The sequence below is a fragment of the Pedobacter sp. B4-66 genome (assembly GCF_018492665.1).
In the GTDB taxonomy this organism is placed as follows: Bacteria; Bacteroidota; Bacteroidia; order Sphingobacteriales; family Sphingobacteriaceae; genus Pedobacter.
Genome location: NZ_JAFVME010000001.1, coordinates 899,645 through 916,507 on the forward strand (window position 1 = coordinate 899,645; position 16,863 = coordinate 916,507).

Genomic DNA, 16,863 nt, shown 5'->3' on the forward strand with positions numbered 1-16,863 from the left:
TTAAAACTCAACATTAAAGCCACCGCCTATATATTTCAATAATGGGTAATTACGAGCGCTGTTTGCTCCACTTGCATTCATGCTTCCGCCGAACTCAGTAGATTCCGGATCGATGAAAGAATTTTTACTGAAAGTGAGTAAGTTTTGTCCATTAACAAAAACACGCAATTTGCTCATACCAATCTTTGTAGTTAGGGTTTTAGGCAAAGTGTAACCAACTTGAATGTTTTTTACGCGCAGATAAGCCGCATTGAAAATATTGAAATCGGAGCCTTTACCATAATTGTTAACAGTAGAAGAATTACTTTGCGGAGTAAGTCTCGGCCATTTAGCATCTGGATTTGCCGGCGTCCAATAATCCAGCTGATGTTCAAACATTACATTTGAATATCCACTATGGAATGGCTCAATAGTTTCACCTCTTAAAGCCATGTCGCGTTTGCCTACTCCTTGTAACAACATACTCAAGTCAAACCCTTTCCATTGAACATCGTAAGTAAAGCCGAAAGTCAAACGTGGAAATGCATGTCCTAATACGTATCGGTCGTTATCATCAATAACACCATCACCATTACGATCTTTGTATTTCACATCTCCGGGCTGAGGAAGTATTCCAATAGGGAGTGCCGAATTTTTAATATCATCCTCATTACGGAATAAGCCTTCTGTTTTATAGCCATAATAGCTATACAACGGTAAGCCAACACGAATTATACGCTCAATTTCATCAGCTTTGCTAATTTGCTCGAAGCCTTCAAACTTAGTAACCTTGTTCCACGAATCTCCAATATTTAGCCCAAATGAATGGCGAAATCCGCTATGGCTCAGATTGTAATTAACACTAAATTCCCATCCCTGGTTGGCCATTTCACCTAAATTGGCTTTAGGAACAGCTCCACCTAGTGTAAGTGGGGTTTGAGGAGTTAACAAAATATCTTTTGTTGTTTTGTGGAAATAATCAAAAGTAGCGGTAAGACTACCTCTTAGGAAAGTTGCATCTGCACCAATATTGAACGAAGATGTGGTTTCCCATTTTAATTCCGGGTTGCCAAAAGTATAACCTGTTCCTGGTACGGCAACATTGTTAAAACCATACTGGTTAGGATAGATATCGTAGGTTGTGAATGTTTGATAATCATCGATGTTTTGGTTTCCAAGTGTTCCGTAGGATCCTCGAATTTTCAAATCACCTATTTTATTTTTCCAGAAATCGAAGAATCCCTCTTCTGTAATGCGCCATCCTAATGACACTGAAGGGAAAAAACCCCAACGGTTTTCTTTAGCAAATTTAGAGGAACCATCGTAGCGGAAACTTCCTTCAACATAATACTTATCAGCAAAAGAATAACCTGTTCTGCCAAAGTAAGAATAGATACTTCTTTCTGTAGTTCCTCCAACAGTATTGTAACTTGTTGGATCAATAATGGTTCCTTCAATAGGAATGCCCAATACCGGATCTACAAATTTCATTTTAATCTCCTGACGACGCTGTCTGTAAGACTCATTAGAAACACCTGCCAAAAAAGTAACATTATGAAGTTTTCCAAATGTTTTATTGTAGTCAAGCATCACTTGCGTATTCAACAGGGTAGCTTTACCGCTGTAATCTTCGATACTGTAGTTTTTTGAATCACCTATATTAATTGGTGCATCATTTTCATTCGAAGACAAACCATAAATTGGCCAATAGAATCTTCTGATTAATCGCGTTTCCGGGCGAAGATCAAATCCTACCAACCCTTTTGCTTTTAACCCATCGATGATTTGAAATTCTCCATTTAAACTACCTTGAAAATGATCGTTGTTACTATTGGTATATCCTCCATGCTCCAATGAAGCCAGTGGATTTCCTCCAGTAAGAACATCATTGTTATAGTATCTACCATTAGCATCTTTTAAAATATAGTTATTATACACAGGTAAACGCGAAGCATCAGCAATCAGAAATCCTGTATCACCTTGGTAGGCTTTACCTTCACTCCTATCATACCATAATATTGTAGTAAGCTTAAGCTTGCCAATATCAGTAGTTAGGTTGGAGCGGAAGTTGTAACGTTTTAAACCATAGTCAGGTCCTTTGAAGTTACTCTCTTGATCATAGTAACCTGCAGATATCATGTAGGCGGTATTTGTAGACCCACCTTGTACACTCACATTGTAATTTTGCTGCATCCCATTTTTTAAAATACCTTTTAAAAAATATTCGCTATCGCCTGTTGCAAGCTGATCGATGTCTTGAGAAGAATAGATTGGTTTTTCACCTACATTTAGAAAGGAATCATTACGCAATAGTGCATTTTGATAGCCTCTTAAAGGCTTAACCAATATTTCAGGGTTTTGAGAACCTAAAATAGCACCAAATTTAACCACTGGTTTCATTCCCAATTTCCCTTGCTTTGTAGTTATTAAGATAACTCCATTTGCTGAACGGGATCCGTAAATAGCTGAACTACCGGCATCCTTTAATATCGAAACGCTTTCAACATCGTTTGGATTAAGGTTATTCATATTGCTGATGTCATCACTGATTACACCATCAATTACCAATAATGGAGAGTTATTACCAAACGTGCTGATCCCCCTAAGGTTGATGTTCATCGAATTATCATTCGGATTCATGCTACGTTGCTGAATTACCAGACTGGGTGATGATCCTTGAAGAGCCTGGGTAAGGTTACCTACAGGACGGTCTTCAATTTGTTTTGCTCTAACCTGATCCACAGCACCAACTACACTAGATTTACGTTGCGTACCATAGGCTACAACAACTACCTCGTCTAATGCAGTTTGATCAGGTATCAACTGAACAGCCAAAGTACGCTGTCCGTTTAATGGCACCTCTTTAGTGGTGTAACCAATAAAGGTAAAAACAAGGGTAGCGTTTTCATCAGGGGCATTAATTTTAAAACTTCCATCACTACTGGTACTTACACCGGTTGTAGTTCCCTTTACACGTACACTAACGTTCGGAAGTGGCCCACCTGTTTCATCAGTTACTTTTCCACTAATTACTACAGCGAGATTAACAGATCTACTAATGGTTATTGCAGAGCCTTCAGTTTTCTTTTTAACAATTATAGTTTTTTGGTCTATATCATAAGTTAGTGATTGTCCCTCAAAACACTGTTTAAGGACATCTTCAATTGGAGAATTTTTTACAGAGATAGTAACGGGTTTCGTTTTCTGCAACATTTCCAGATCGTAAAAGAAATCATAATCGGTTTGCTTTTTGATTTCTTTGAATACCTGCTCAATACTTACGTTTCGAGCGTTTATACTTATCTTCTGTGCATATCCACGTGCCTGCACCTGCAGGAGCGTAGCTAGCAGAATAATAAAGGTCAGTTTCATAGCGAGCAGAAGTTTTAAAGAAATACAGTTTTTGCAACTGTACACTAATCTAATGCAGTTTTTATACATTGATCTCAGGTTTAATTATATTTGGTTATTTGGTGCAACATCAATTGTTGCAAAATTATCTTGTAATAGGCTGTTTAATTTTAGTAGTGAGTTTTAAGGCATAACAACAATCCTCCCTTCTTCCATTTTGAAATGGATAACTTTTGTTTTTTCCATTATCTTTAGGATTTGAGAAACGTTTTCAAATTTTGAAATCCTTCCTGCAAACTTTCTGTAACGTATATTGTCTTTATATTCAATATCTACATTGTACCAGCGCGAAATTTTCCGCATTATGCTTTCTACATTTTCATTGTCAAATGAAAAATATCCCTTTTGCCAGTCTATTGCCTGCTCGGCATCTACGTTAGTAACGGTAATTGTTTTGTCGACAATTGATTGTTGTCCGGGCTTTAAAAGTTTTGAATTTTGAGATCCAAGCTGAGCTACCTTAACTGACCCTTCGAGTAGTGTAGTTCGAGTATCTATTTCATCTCCATAAGCATTGACATTGAAATGGGTGCCCAATACTTCCACTTCCTGAGATTGGCTTTTAACAATGAAAGGAACTTTCCTGGATTTGCTTTTTGAAGAAACCAAAGTATTCACTTCAAAATAAGCTTCACCTGTAAGTTCTACTCTTCTTTCATTTTTACTAAAAACGAGTGGAAATTTTAAGGTTGATGCTGCATTAAGCCAAACTTTTGTACCATCTGGAAGATTAATCTGGTACTGACCACCTCGTGGGGTAGAGATTGTATTATAAACAACTTCTTTCTGATTGCTACTTTTGTTTTCAAGAACCTGATAAACTACCTGCCCTTCTTTGTTCTTAGAAACAGACAAATTACCTTGACTGGCAAGCACTCCGTTTTTTGCATCATTTAAAACAATTTCAGAACCATCGGCCAAAGTAAGGACTGCCTTGTTACCACCTGGTGCAAGGTCATGTGTTTTACTCTGAGAAATCTGATTTTGCTGTGCCGATTTAGTATTACTGAAATAAAAATAACCTCCAATTGAAAGCAAAAGAAACAAAGTAGCTGCAACAGCAGAAACGTATCTCAGGTTTTTGAAAATCCATGATCTGTTAACGTAGATTTGCTCTTTTTCAGAGATGGCCTTGTATAAGCGTATTTTTAAATGCTCAGGATTTTCAGAAGTAACCTCTTCCAAAGAAACATCCTCAAAAGAATGATACCATTGATTAAAGAGCAATTTTTCTTCTTCAGTAATGGTGCCTTCCTGCCATTTCCGGGCGAGTTCCTGAATACCCTTATTGTATTTTTGTTCGGACATTAGATTGCTTTTATACTTGGTTGTTTTATAGATAGCCAAACAAAAAGCACAAATCCCTTAGTGCTAAGAAAAATATTTTATTTTATTTTTTATTCAGCACATACCAGCAGCATTAAAACGGTTACCCAATTGTCTTTATAAAAAACAAATAAGCAGCCCTAAAATACTGCCAAAGGTTTTTTTGAGGGTTTTACGTGCTTTTGAAAGGTGAGCTTCAACTGTTTTCTCGGAAATATTGAGCTCCTGTGCAATTTGATATTGTGTATATTCTTTTTCGTATTTTAATCTAAACACCTGTCCACATTTTTCTGGCAAGGCATCAATAGAATCTTGCAGCTGTTTTTTTAATTCTTTTAAATCAAAATCGTCAATAGTAGAATTGTCGACCTCAGAAAAAACCCTGGACGCCTGTTTTTTCATAACAGATTGTCTTGCTTGTTTTGCTAACCGATTAATCACCTCAAACTTTACTGCTACCGCAAAATAGTTATCGAATCCCTTAGTAAGTATAAAAGAAGCTTTCTTACGCCAAAGGTTACAAAAAATATCTTGCACTACTTCTTCTGCCTCTATAACATCATTAAGGCGCTTATATGCAACAACATAAGATTTATCCCAATAACGCTCATATATTTCTCTAAAAGCCTTTTCCTCACCATTTTTCAATAATTCGCTTAAATCAAAATCCGTTAACTGACTATACATGAGCACATGAAAGTTTTTGTAGCATGAATTATCATTTTTAGGGGCCTTCCTAGGGAAAACAAAACCTGTGTGACTTGGCTTTCAAAGCTGTGAAGCGCAATGATTTATTCAAACATAAAAATAGAAATCCTACTTCACAAGTTAACCCGCGTAATAGGTGTGTAAAATTAATGTTGGACAAAAAAATCCCGCAGTAATATACCACGGGATTGGTTTTATTTGTGTGTTGTGTGTTCTAATTTAAGCCAACCGTAACGCCGAATGACATATTCTTTAATCCTTTTTGAGGCTCGCTTGCAAACATATCGCTAGCAGAATATTTTGCAAACACTCCGAATGAGCCATAGCCTAACCTCAATGTACCGCCATAACGGAACGACTGGAAGTTATAATCATCGCTAACTTTTACTTTCCCTCTTTCGTCGCTGATCTGTTTAACTTTTCCATTTAAAAGGAAGCCAACCTCTGGTCCGAATACGAAGTAAAAACGATTGCCATGTTCATTCTCTTTAGTACGTAATTCGAAATTTAAAGGTACGTGCACATAGCTGCTAGAGAAACGGTTTTTAGAGAAATGGATGTCCTCATCAATGTAAGTCAGCTTGTTTTGGTTTTTCTGAATGGTAATATCTTTATTCAATCTAATGTGTGTCCAGTCGAAACCACCTGCCACATAGATTTTAAAATTAGAGTTGAAACGGTAGCCCAATTGTAATATATCAAAAGAGAAAGTACTTGTTTTGCCACCTCTGTAATCAAGAAAGTCGTTTTCCGGCGACAATGTAAAGCTTCCATTATCTATTAGCCTTGAAAAGCCAAGATCAACTCTGGTTATTGTTATTCCACCAATAAAACGACCCTTCGACGTATTGGTTTTTCCTGTTGAATCCTTTTTACCAATTATGATACCTACACCATGATCCATATCGAACTTTTTCATTTTACGTTCTTTGGTAGTAATAGTAGTGTCTTGTTGTGCGCTTGCATCTTGAACTATAGCACCGGTAAGTCCGCTTACAATAAGTGCTGTTAATAATAGACGTTTCATTATATGTGTGGTTTGTGTGTTTGCTAATTCTATTTGTCTGACTTCTTATTAAACTTGATGAAACCTATGTTGATGGATACTAAAGATGAATTGTCATCATTGGTATCAAATTGTATAAGTTTCTTTTCTCTTTTATCTACTTTGTTCACTACATAATTTACCAGGTCGCCAACATTTCTAATCCCTCTATTTTCCTGTGGTTCCGTTTCAGTAATAACATCGGTATTTTCCACAGGTAAATCTACTTTTGCCAACACTACTTCCTCTTTAGGGGGCTCTACTTTAGGTTGAACTTTCGCTAATTCTTTAACAACTTCCGGTTGCTTATAAACAGGACGATTGATTGTTGTATTTGGTTGCAAAGCGGCCAATTCTTTTTCTTTGCTACTTAATTTTACACGAGGAGCAATAATCAATGGTGTGCTTTCTACTTTATCTGCTACAGCTGAGCTTACATCACTTAACTGCGATGAAGCTTTAGTAACCACAACAGAGCTATCCGTTGCAACCTCATTATTTACCACTGCCGTTGCCTGCAATCTGATTTTTTCTTCTTTTGGCATTAACAAGCCAACCGTTACGGCAATTACAGCTACCGCTGCTGCCATCCAGTAAACAGGTAAACTACGTTTAGGCTTTGGCGACAATTCTTTCGATATACTGTCCCACAAGTTTGTAGAAGGTTGCATTTCCGCCCCATCAAACCTATCCCTAAACAACTTATCAAACTCTTTATCCTGCATGTGTTGCATAATTTATGCCCTCCATTTTTATTATTTCTTCTTTTAATATCGCTCTTGCTCTCGACAATTGCGACTTACTTGCCCCTTCAGAAATACCTAATGCTTCGGCAATTTCTTTATGAGAATATCCTTCTATGATATACATGTTAAACACCACTCTGTAACCATCAGCTAGCTTTTGTATCACTTTTAATAAATCCTGCATTCCTAACCTGCTAAAATCAAAACCAGTTGATGGTTGATCATAAGCATCTTCAATTGGAACAACATTCAGAGCTCTTAAATTTTTACGATAGCTTTCAATTGCAGTGTTTACCATAACTCTCCTAATCCATCCTTCAAATGCTCCGTCCCCACGGTATTCATTTACTTTCTGAAAAACTTTAATATATCCCATTTGCAATACGTCTTCTGCCTCCATCCTATCTTTAGCATAACGCATACAAACTACCAGCATTTTAGACGCAGTTTGCCTGTACAGGGCCTCCTGCATCTTCCGGTTGCCTGCTTTGCATCCTTCTAATAATTCGTTTATACTATATTGCGTCAATTTCATTTGTGTGTTTGGTATATAGTAGATGAGACAACTATATAAAAGGTTGCACGCAATTTAAAAAAAAATAAAGGGAGGGAATTTAGCAGTCGTGCTTTTTACGATAGTGTTTATACCACTTTACGCCAAGCATAATTACTACAGAGAAAATAATAAGGCCTACAAGACCATAAATCCAGTTAACAGCACTTTTTAGCACTACGGTGAATACAATAGCTACAAGGAGGATTGTCGCTACCTCATTCCATAACCTAAGGTTAAATGAGCTTATTTTGCATTTACCGTGTTTTAGCTGCTTCATGATATTCTGGCAAATAAAATGATAGATCAGCAAGGCTACTACAAAGCCTAGTTTTACATGAAACCAAGGTGTTTGTAATAAATAAGGACGTATACAAACCATTCCTACACCTGCAAGTACGGTTAGTACCATAGCAGGTGTAGTGATGATATTCCAAAGTTTAGCCTCTATCCTTTCGTATTCCTTTTTCAGGATGTTACGTTCAATTTCGGGCCTGTCTTCGGCTTCAGTATGATAAATAAATAAACGGACACTATAGAACAATCCTGCCATCCAGCTTACAACAAAAATGATGTGCACCGACAGAATGTAGGAATAGTACTTCTCCATCTTTATATTAGTATTTAAAGTCTTTGATTACTTCAATTGCATATTTTACATTGTCGAATGGAATATCAGGCATAATACCATGCCCAAGGTTACAGATAAATCCGTTCTCTCCGCGCATACGCTCGAACAAACGATGGATTTCTCTTTTAATAACCGTTTTGTCTGCATACAAGATATGCGGATCAAGGTTACCCTGAACAGCAATACCTGCCGGTAAGCTTTTCTTGATATTTAATAAATCAGCATTCCAATCTACAGAAATAACATCAGGTTTTGCTTCTGCCATAATTGGCGCAAATACAGAACTACCTTTACAGAATGAAATTACAGGAATGTCTTTTCTGTTTAAATTAGCAATGATCTCCTGGATATAGCGATGAGAAAACTCTTGATAATCGTTCCATGATAAAGCCAGAGCCCAGCTATCAAAAATTTGAATAGCATTAACACCTGCAGCAATTTGAAGATTCAAATAGTCGGCAGTAACTTTCGCTATTTTAGCCAATAGTTTGTGCGCAACCTCGGGTTGATTGTGAATCAACAGTTTGGTTGTTTTAAAATCTTTTGATGAACCGCCTTCAACAAGGTAGCTCATAACGGTAAAAGGAGCACCGGCAAAACCAATTAAAGGAATGCTTCCGTTTAAACGTTGTTGTATTACTTTGATGGCATCTGCTACATATTGCAAACGATCTAAAACATCAACCTCAAGTGCATCTACATCTTTTAATGTACGCACAGGATTTGCAAACTTTGGTCCAACGCCTTGAGTAAAGCTTAAATCTCCACCCATTGCTTCGCCTGTTACTAAAATATCTGAGAATAAAATAGCAGCATCGATACCAAGTAAATCAACTGGTAACATGGTTACATCAGCAGCAATTTCAGGTGTTTTGCACATTTCAAGGAAGGAGTACTTGTTTTTGATCTCCCAGTATTCAGGCATAAAACGACCAGCCTGACGCATCATCCATACCGGTGGGCGTTCTGTTTGCTTTGAAAATGCTGCATCTAAAAATAACGTGTTCATGTAATTCTAATTTGTTTATAAGCTGTTCGCTTCTATCTCAATCTTGTTAATTATATCTATTGCTTTTGGGGTAGTAGCCAATTCTTTTGCTTTCGCAATATAGGCCCTACTCCGCTCTCCATCTTTCTTTCTAAGCGCAAGATTAGCCAGGTGGATTAATACAAAAGCTTTATCATTTTTTCCACCAAGCGGGAAACGACTTGCTATCTGAAAATGATGTTCAGCAACATCATACTCTTCTTTCTTTAAGGCAATATTAGCACGCATAAACTCGTAATATCCCCTTCGGTTTCTTGCTAGTCTATCCGGATTTGGCACTTCTGCCAATATACGTTCTGCTTTTTCATATTCTCCATTCTTAAAATACTTAGAAGCAAGTAGCACAGAACTGTGCTTAAAATGACTCCAAAGTACAAAAGCGAAGAAAAGACCACCTAATGCGGCCAGCTGATATTGCTCATAAAAAAGGCATGCTAAAGCGGCAATAATAAAAATTGCCATCAGTGCATACCTGCCTTTGGTATTATACATTAATGAATATCAGTAAATTTATAACCTACGCCTCTGATAGAGTGAAAATAAACCGGGTTTTTCTGATCTGGCTCAAAATACTTACGGAAGGTCAATATAAAGTTATCGATAGTACGTGTTGATGGATAAACATCGTAGTTCCAAACTGTTTCTAAAATCTGTTCACGTGATACCGCTTCGTTTTTACGCTCAATCAATAATTTCAACAGCATGGTTTCCTTTTTTGTTAAAGGAACAATAACACCATCATCCTGTTTTAATTCAAAAGAGTTAAAATAGATCGTTTTATCACCGATTTTGTAAGAGTTAAGTTCTTTCAGGTCATCAGCTTTCATACTGCGTTTAACCAAAATACCAACTCTTAAAATCAGTTCTTCCAAATTAAATGGTTTAACCAAATAATCATCAGCACCTTTCTTCAGACCCATAACGCGGTCTTCGCTTGTATTTTTAGCCGTTAGGAAAAGAATAGGAACCTCAGTGTTTTCTAAACGAATTGTTTCACAAACCTGGAAACCATCCATTTCCGGAAGCATTACGTCTAAAATGATCAGGTTAAAACGTTCTTCTTTAAAAACCTTTAAAGCCGTTTTACCATCTTTTACCGCATGAACTTTATAACCTTCAAGTTCAAGGTTCAATTTTATTGCATCTAATAAGTGGTCTTCATCCTCAACCAGTAATATTCTTAATTTCTGTGGCATAATCAACTAAATGTTATTTCAAAAATTGCACCCTGCGGTGCGTTATCTTTAACGCTGATGTCAGCGTCATGGCTTTGTAGAACTTCCTTAACAATAAACAGGCCTAAACCTGTTCCTTTCGATTTTCTGACATTCTCATCACCAACACGATAGAATTTATCAAAAATAAGCATCTTTTCAGCGTCAGGGATACCTGGCCCTTTGTCAGTTACCCTTAAAAAAGGATGCCCATCTTTATTTGTCAATTCCACACCAACCTCTGCACAAGGTCCAGAATATTTAACTGCATTTTCAACCAGATTAGTTACCACAGACGACAGTGCAAACTGATCGCCTACTACTTTAACTCCCGGTTGTATTTTTGGATTTATTAGCTGTTCACAACCACATGAATGGATTTGTAATCTATCAGTGATTCTTGTAACCATTTCCGAAAGGTCAAATTCCTCTTTAGGGAATGAATAGGACCTGTTTTCGATCTTGGTAGCCAACAGCATGTTTTCAACCAAATCGTCTAAACGCTCAATATCCTTTAATGAATTATTCAGTAAGGAAGTTTGCCTGGCTTTATCCAGATCACGTTTAACTATGGTTTGTATAGATAATTTTATAGCCGCCAAAGGAGATTTTAACTCATGTGTTACCGAAAGTAAAAAGTTCTGCTGCTGCTCTCTAAGTCTGTCTTCCTTTTTAATAGATTGGTGCAAAAAATACGCTCCAATACACAATAAGAATAGAAATACCGATCCCTCGCCCATTACCATAGCCATTCTGGACGGCTGTAGTTTAACTACAAGCGTGCCCCACGAAATCAATTGCACTAAAGAGTACAATAGCAGGAAGTAAAATATAACGATTGATTTTTTCAAGACAGTTACTAGTTATTTACTATAAATATACCCAAAATTTACTTATTCCTGAAAACAACATCGAGACTATCAAATATTGCTCTCTTTGCTTTTTCAAGCTCTATTTTTGTATGCGCAGCCGATACAAAGCCTACCTCATAACCCGATGGGCCAAGGTAAATACCTCTGTTTAACAGTTCTCTGTGCATTATTTTAAATTTCTCCATGCTTGCCGGATCAATATCCTCCGCACATTGGATTTTATCTTTATCTGTAAAAGCCAACCAGAAAATTGAACCTACATGGAATACTTTTAATTTGTAGTTCCTTGCAGTTGCAAAACGCTGGATGCTTTCTGCAAACTCAGAAGCTTTATTGTTTAAATCTTTATAGAAACCAGAACGCAATAATTCGGTTAACTGAGCAATACCTGCAGCCATAGCTACCGGATTTCCAGATAACGTACCCGCCTGATAAACGCCTCCATCAGGAGAGATATGAGACATGATTTCGGCTGATGCACCATACATTCCAACAGGCAAACCACCACCGATAATTTTACCATAGGTAACTATGTCAGGCTTTATGCCATAATGTCCTGCAGCACCTTCAAATCCTAATCTGAAACCAGTGATTACCTCATCAAATATCAGTAGTGCTTTATTCTCTTTACAGATATTCTGTAAAAATTGAATGTACTCAGCATCCTGCATTAGTAATCCATTATTAGCAGGAATACCTTCGATAATTACCGCAGCAACTTCATCTTTAAATTGTTCGAAGGCTTTTTTCAAAGCTTCAGTATCATTCAAAGGAATTACAATGGTTTCCTGTGCAAATGATTTAGGAACACCTGCAGAAGAAGTTTCGCCAAAAGTAACCAAACCTGAGCCTGCTTTTACTAATAACGAATCACTATGCCCATGATAGCAACCTTCAAATTTGATGATCTTATCGCGACTTGTATATCCACGCGCCAATCTGATGGCCGACATTACTGCTTCGGTGCCAGAGCTGGTAAAACGTATTTTTTCTACAATTTTATTGTTCTTAATAATCAGTTCAGCAAGTTCATTTTCTAATGCTGTCGGCGCGCCAAAGCTCATCCCATTCTGCATTACTTCAGTAACCTTCTCACGAACTTTAGCATTGTTATGCCCTAGAATTAATGGACCCCAGCTTCCGCAAAAATCTATAAATTGATTTCCATCAGCATCCCATACAAAGCATCCATCGCCTTTTTGAATAAACAATGGTGTTCCGTAAACAGATTTAAAGGCCCTAACCGGAGAATTTACACCCCCAGGGAAATAGTTTTTAGCCTTCTCGTAAAGTTCTGCCGATTTCTCTCTTGAAATATCCGGTTTACTTCCTGCATTTACAGGCATATCACCTTCATTTCCCGAAAACATTTTTTTTAAAGATTCTAACATATTACATCCAATTCTTTTCTACAATATCTCTTATATGGTAAGTTGTTATAATGCTTGCTCCTGCGCGTGCAAATGCATGCATGGTCTCCATCACTACTTTTTGTTCATCTATCCAGCCTTTTTGTGCCGCTGCTTTTACCATAGAGTATTCTCCTGATACATTATAACATGCTATTGGCACATCGGCATGCTGTTTTAGGTTATGTATTACATCAAGATACGCCAATGCAGGCTTAACCATCAATACATCTGCTCCCTCACTTTCATCAAGCAACGCTTCTCTCAAAGCCTCGTTGCCATTTCTGAAATCCATTTGATAGGCCTTCCTATCTCCTTTGCTTGGTGCACAATCAGCAGCCTCTCTGAAAGGGCCATAATATGCAGAAGCAAATTTTGTAGCATGCGACATGATTGCCGTATTTACAAAACCTGCACCATCAAGTACACTTCGCATTGCTCCAACCCTACCATCCATCATATCAGATGGTGCAAGCATATCAGCACCTGCCTGAGCATGGGTAAGTCCCATTTTGGCAATTACTTCAACAGTTGCATCATTTTGTACATAATCATTTTCTAATATACCACAATGTCCGTGTGTTGTATAAGAACAAACGCAAACATCAGTAACTATATATAAATCATCACCAAAATTTTTCTTAAGCAAACGAACAGCAGAAGGCACTAATGAATGATCGTGATATGCAGAATGTGCATCCTCACTTTTCTCATCTCCTACACCAAACAGCATTATTTTGTTTACACCTAATTTAAGGCCCTTTTCAACATCTTTAATCAATGTATCTTCAGAGAAATGACTGATACCCGGCATTGCATCTAAAGCATGAACAACATTTTTTCCCGGTACAACAAAATATGGGTAAATGAACATATCTTTCGACAGCTTTGTTTCAGCTACCATTTCCCTAACTACGGGGTTTTTCCTCAATCTACGTGGACGGTGTAACATATATCTCTCTATTTTATCTCTATTCCAAACACAGCCTCAGCCAATCCGATCTCATCTGGTGAGTAAGGTAAGGTATATTTTAGGCCCATTTCATCAAATTTCTTTGCTGTAGAGTTACCAATAGCAATAATTTGCTGTCCCGGCTCTAATAAATTATCTACAAAATAAGCTTCAACATTAGATGGGCTGGTAAAAATCAGAACATCAGCATTAGTCCGATCTATATCATCTTCAAATACCGTTTCATAAATAGGTAAGTCGATTACTTTTGTATCTGGAGTTAAAGCTTTCTGGATGCTCAATAAAGAATCCTGAGCTCTGGGGAACAACACTGTTGTTCCTGCAACTTCTTTAGCAAAAAGTTCAGCTACTTCATCAATGTCTCCCCCTTCACCAACATAATCAGCTAAATAGCCAAACTTCCTTAATGAGTCTTCAGAGCCTCTTCCTGCAACGCCAAACTTAACGTGCTTAGGCAGCACCGGTTTTAGATTAAAGAAATAATCTACTGCGTTTCTGCTACTAAAGAAAATCCAGTTTACATGTCTGAAATGATATTGATCCAGTACAGTTACAATAGGGAATGTGCGGATCAATGATCTTGCATCAATCTCTATGTTGTGTTTCTTTAAAGCCTTTCTAAAATAGTTATGCTCTCCAACTTCTCTGGAAATAAAGACCGTTGATGGGAATTTTCTATCCGGAGCAAATCTGCTTACAATCTTTTCAGCTAAACCATCAAGGCTTTCTACTCTGTAAAATAAACGATCAGGAAAATCTTCGTCGGTTTCAGCTTTAGAAGTCCAAACCTCATATAATCCATCCTCTTTTTTGCAGTAACAGCCTAATGGCATGTGACAACCACCCTCAAACAGGTTTAACACCTTACGCTCAATTGCAATTTCTTCTGCAGTTGCCGGATCATGTATTTTTTGAAGCAGGTCAAATAGTTCAGTATCGTTTTCTCTGATCTGAATAGCCAAAGCGCCTTGTGCAGGTGCCGGAACCATTTCTGTAGTATCAATTACCTCTACATGGAACTCCGAAAGGTCTATATTTAAACGGTTCACACCGGCTTTAGCCAGTAGAATCGCATCGTAATCTTCGTCTCTTAATTTTTGGATTCTAGTAGGTACGTTACCTCTTAAATCTTCAATATTCAGGTCTGGGCGTAATGCCAATATCTGAGCTTTACGTCGATTAGATGAAGTACCCACCATTGCGCCCGTTTTAAGCGATAGGTTTTGGGTAACATCTACACAGTCTTTTAAAATTAAAAGAAGCTCTGCAGGATCTTCACGTTCTGTAACCGCTGCAATTGTTAATCCTGCCGGATGTACAGTAGGTAAATCTTTATGAGAGTGTACAGCTATGTCGATGGTTCCACCTAAAAGCTCTTCTTCAAGCTCTTTAGTAAAGAAACCCTTACCTTCAAGTTTATCTAATCTTAGATTTAAAATCTTGTCACCTTGCGTTTTGATGATTTTCAAATCTGCCTCAACGCCAATTCCTGCAAGTTTATCTTTAATGAAGTTGGCTTGCCATAAAGCCAGGTCGCTGCCTCTTGTACCGATAGTAAGTCTTTTCACGTTGATGCTAATTTTTTGGCAAATCTAGCTATTCTTTACCAATATCTCTTTAGCCATAACCATTGGTACACTGATGTATTTTTTTTCCATATAATTCATCACACGTTCTAGCACCATTCTGGAGTTTTCATCCAGGTTATTGATTTCTTCGGCAAAGATACCATTGATAGCAGTATGCTTAATTTCCTTGATTTTCTGAGGAACGCAACTCATAGCGATCTCAATTTCGCGCTGGCGCAATACCAGTTCAAAATCTTTGATGTTCTGTTCGATGATGTGTTCTGCATTAACCAGTTCATCATAGCGTTCTTGTATATTTTTGCGGGCAACTTCTTTTAAAGATTCTACCTCTATGAAATGTATTGGGAAGTTTTTCACCACTTCAGGAGCAGTGTCATTAGGGATGGCAAGATCTACAATTACCTTTTTACCGGTATCACCATTTAATAATTTCTTATAGATGGCTTCAGTAATGATAGGTTCTGTAGCGCCGGTACAGGTGATAATTACATCAAATCCCTGATCGTAATTTTCCAGTTCTGAAAGTGGATATGCAGTGCCGTTTAAATCTTTGGCCAGAACTTCTGCATGTTCTAAAGTTCTGTTAAACACAGAGAAATTAGAGTATTTATGTTTCTTAAGGTATTGAGCGATGTTTTTATTGGTTTCTCCGGCTCCTATGATAAGCAATTTCACATTGCCACACATTTTTAGATCACGAAGTTTACGATAGGCAAGAGATACTATGGAGACGGGATTCTTGGAGATGTTGGTATGTGTGTAAACCTCTTTAGCTGTTTTTACCACACGATTCATAATCATCCGCATATAGTCGCCAGTAAATCCGGCAACTCTACATGCCTCATAAGCCTTACGAATCTGAGCAAGGATTTCCTTTTCTCCAACAACCAGACTTTCTAAAGAACATGATGTACGAAGTAAATGATTAAATGCCTCCCCCTCTTCATAAACAGAAACATTTTCTATGAACTGATCCATATATTGATCAGGCAATCCCATATCTAATACGGTAAGAAAATGACGAATAAAATCTTTGTCAACTTTTTCTGCGGCAGTGAATACGAATTCGACACGATTGCACGTTCCAACGTAGAATATTTCTTTTACACCTAACACAGATTGAATGTTTTTCAACCTGTCATCGAGCGTCTGCTCACATATCACCAATTTACCTAAAGATTTGAGGTCAATCTGTTTATGTGTAAAAGCAATGATCTTTAAATATTCCAAAATCTATTATCCTGTTTATTTTTAGCGAAACAAAAGTAATAAGACCACCTTGTTCCACTGTCATTATGCTGTAATTAAGAGTTATTTAGAAAGATTTTAAATAATTAGATTCATTTAAACATCCCAACA

The 16,863-nt window shown here is 37.3% G+C and carries 15 protein-coding genes; all 15 read right to left on the reverse strand.

Annotated elements, in window-relative coordinates:
• Positions 1–3,351: a TonB-dependent receptor gene (locus J1905_RS03640; RefSeq protein ID WP_214225864.1), complete on the reverse strand. Its 3,351-nt coding sequence runs from the start codon at positions 3,349–3,351 to the stop codon at positions 1–3.
• Between the two features lie 162 nt (positions 3,352–3,513).
• The gene (locus J1905_RS03645) at positions 3,514–4,698 is read right to left on the reverse strand and encodes a FecR family protein (protein ID WP_214225865.1); all 1,185 of its coding nucleotides are present in this window, start codon (positions 4,696–4,698) and stop codon (positions 3,514–3,516) included.
• A 135-nt stretch (positions 4,699–4,833) separates the two neighbouring features.
• On the reverse strand, positions 4,834–5,403 hold the full coding sequence (locus tag J1905_RS03650) for an RNA polymerase sigma factor (protein WP_250317979.1): 570 nt from the start codon (positions 5,401–5,403) through the stop codon (positions 4,834–4,836).
• Positions 5,404–5,638: 235 nt separating this feature from the next.
• Positions 5,639–6,451: an outer membrane beta-barrel protein gene (locus tag J1905_RS03655; protein ID WP_214225867.1), complete on the reverse strand. Its 813-nt coding sequence runs from the start codon at positions 6,449–6,451 to the stop codon at positions 5,639–5,641.
• A 29-nt stretch (positions 6,452–6,480) separates the two neighbouring features.
• Positions 6,481–7,194: a hypothetical protein gene (locus J1905_RS03660; RefSeq protein WP_214225868.1), complete on the reverse strand. Its 714-nt coding sequence runs from the start codon at positions 7,192–7,194 to the stop codon at positions 6,481–6,483.
• Positions 7,184–7,750 (reverse strand): RNA polymerase sigma factor, encoded by a 567-nt coding sequence (locus tag J1905_RS03665; protein ID WP_214225869.1) that lies wholly within the window; start codon positions 7,748–7,750, stop codon positions 7,184–7,186. The genes J1905_RS03660 and J1905_RS03665 overlap by 11 nt, the downstream gene beginning before the upstream one ends.
• A gap of 79 nt (positions 7,751–7,829) precedes the next feature.
• Positions 7,830–8,378, reverse strand: a complete 549-nt coding sequence (gene hemJ, locus J1905_RS03670) for a protoporphyrinogen oxidase HemJ (RefSeq protein WP_214225870.1) — start codon at positions 8,376–8,378, stop codon at positions 7,830–7,832.
• A gap of 7 nt (positions 8,379–8,385) precedes the next feature.
• The gene (gene hemE / locus J1905_RS03675; protein ID WP_214225871.1) at positions 8,386–9,408 is read right to left on the reverse strand and encodes a uroporphyrinogen decarboxylase; all 1,023 of its coding nucleotides are present in this window, start codon (positions 9,406–9,408) and stop codon (positions 8,386–8,388) included.
• A 15-nt stretch (positions 9,409–9,423) separates the two neighbouring features.
• Complete coding sequence (locus J1905_RS03680; protein WP_173091674.1) at positions 9,424–9,939, reverse strand: hypothetical protein; 516 nt, start codon at positions 9,937–9,939, stop codon at positions 9,424–9,426.
• Entirely contained in the window at positions 9,939–10,643 is a 705-nt protein-coding gene (locus tag J1905_RS03685; protein WP_108203296.1) for a response regulator transcription factor, read from the reverse strand. The genes J1905_RS03680 and J1905_RS03685 overlap by 1 nt, the downstream gene beginning before the upstream one ends.
• Positions 10,644–10,645: 2 nt before the next feature.
• Positions 10,646–11,512, reverse strand: coding sequence for a sensor histidine kinase (locus tag J1905_RS03690; protein WP_108203295.1), 867 nt, complete (start codon positions 11,510–11,512; stop codon positions 10,646–10,648).
• Positions 11,513–11,550: 38 nt separating this feature from the next.
• Complete coding sequence (gene hemL / locus J1905_RS03695; protein ID WP_214225872.1) at positions 11,551–12,924, reverse strand: glutamate-1-semialdehyde 2,1-aminomutase; 1,374 nt, start codon at positions 12,922–12,924, stop codon at positions 11,551–11,553.
• Between the two features lies 1 nt (position 12,925).
• The gene (hemB, locus tag J1905_RS03700; protein ID WP_214225873.1) at positions 12,926–13,894 is read right to left on the reverse strand and encodes a porphobilinogen synthase; all 969 of its coding nucleotides are present in this window, start codon (positions 13,892–13,894) and stop codon (positions 12,926–12,928) included.
• 8 nt (positions 13,895–13,902) lie between these two features.
• A complete protein-coding gene (gene hemC / locus J1905_RS03705) occupies positions 13,903–15,483 on the reverse strand; it encodes a hydroxymethylbilane synthase (RefSeq protein WP_214225874.1) in 1,581 nt (526 codons plus the stop codon).
• A gap of 24 nt (positions 15,484–15,507) precedes the next feature.
• Positions 15,508–16,734 carry a glutamyl-tRNA reductase gene (gene hemA, locus J1905_RS03710; RefSeq protein ID WP_214225875.1) on the reverse strand — a complete coding sequence of 409 codons (1,227 nt, stop codon included), beginning with the start codon at positions 16,732–16,734 and terminating at the stop codon, positions 15,508–15,510.
• Positions 16,735–16,863: the final 129 nt, after the last annotated feature.

Bases quoted from the DNA above. Each gene is read 5' to 3' on its own strand.
- J1905_RS03640 (WP_214225864.1), bottom strand. From the start codon at position 3,351: ATGAAACTGACCTTTATTATTCTGCTAGCTACGCTCCTGCAGGTGCAG.
- J1905_RS03645 (WP_214225865.1), bottom strand. From the start codon at position 4,698: ATGTCCGAACAAAAATACAATAAGGGTATTCAGGAACTCGCCCGGAAA.
- J1905_RS03650 (WP_250317979.1), bottom strand. From the start codon at position 5,403: ATGTATAGTCAGTTAACGGATTTTGATTTAAGCGAATTATTGAAAAAT.
- J1905_RS03655 (WP_214225867.1), bottom strand. From the start codon at position 6,451: ATGAAACGTCTATTATTAACAGCACTTATTGTAAGCGGACTTACCGGT.
- J1905_RS03660 (WP_214225868.1), bottom strand. From the start codon at position 7,194: ATGCAGGATAAAGAGTTTGATAAGTTGTTTAGGGATAGGTTTGATGGG.
- J1905_RS03665 (WP_214225869.1), bottom strand. From the start codon at position 7,750: ATGAAATTGACGCAATATAGTATAAACGAATTATTAGAAGGATGCAAA.
- hemJ (WP_214225870.1), bottom strand. From the start codon at position 8,378: ATGGAGAAGTACTATTCCTACATTCTGTCGGTGCACATCATTTTTGTT.
- hemE (WP_214225871.1), bottom strand. From the start codon at position 9,408: ATGAACACGTTATTTTTAGATGCAGCATTTTCAAAGCAAACAGAACGC.
- J1905_RS03680 (WP_173091674.1), bottom strand. From the start codon at position 9,939: ATGTATAATACCAAAGGCAGGTATGCACTGATGGCAATTTTTATTATT.
- J1905_RS03685 (WP_108203296.1), bottom strand. From the start codon at position 10,643: ATGCCACAGAAATTAAGAATATTACTGGTTGAGGATGAAGACCACTTA.
- hemL (WP_214225872.1), bottom strand. From the start codon at position 12,924: ATGTTAGAATCTTTAAAAAAAATGTTTTCGGGAAATGAAGGTGATATG.
- hemB (WP_214225873.1), bottom strand. From the start codon at position 13,894: ATGTTACACCGTCCACGTAGATTGAGGAAAAACCCCGTAGTTAGGGAA.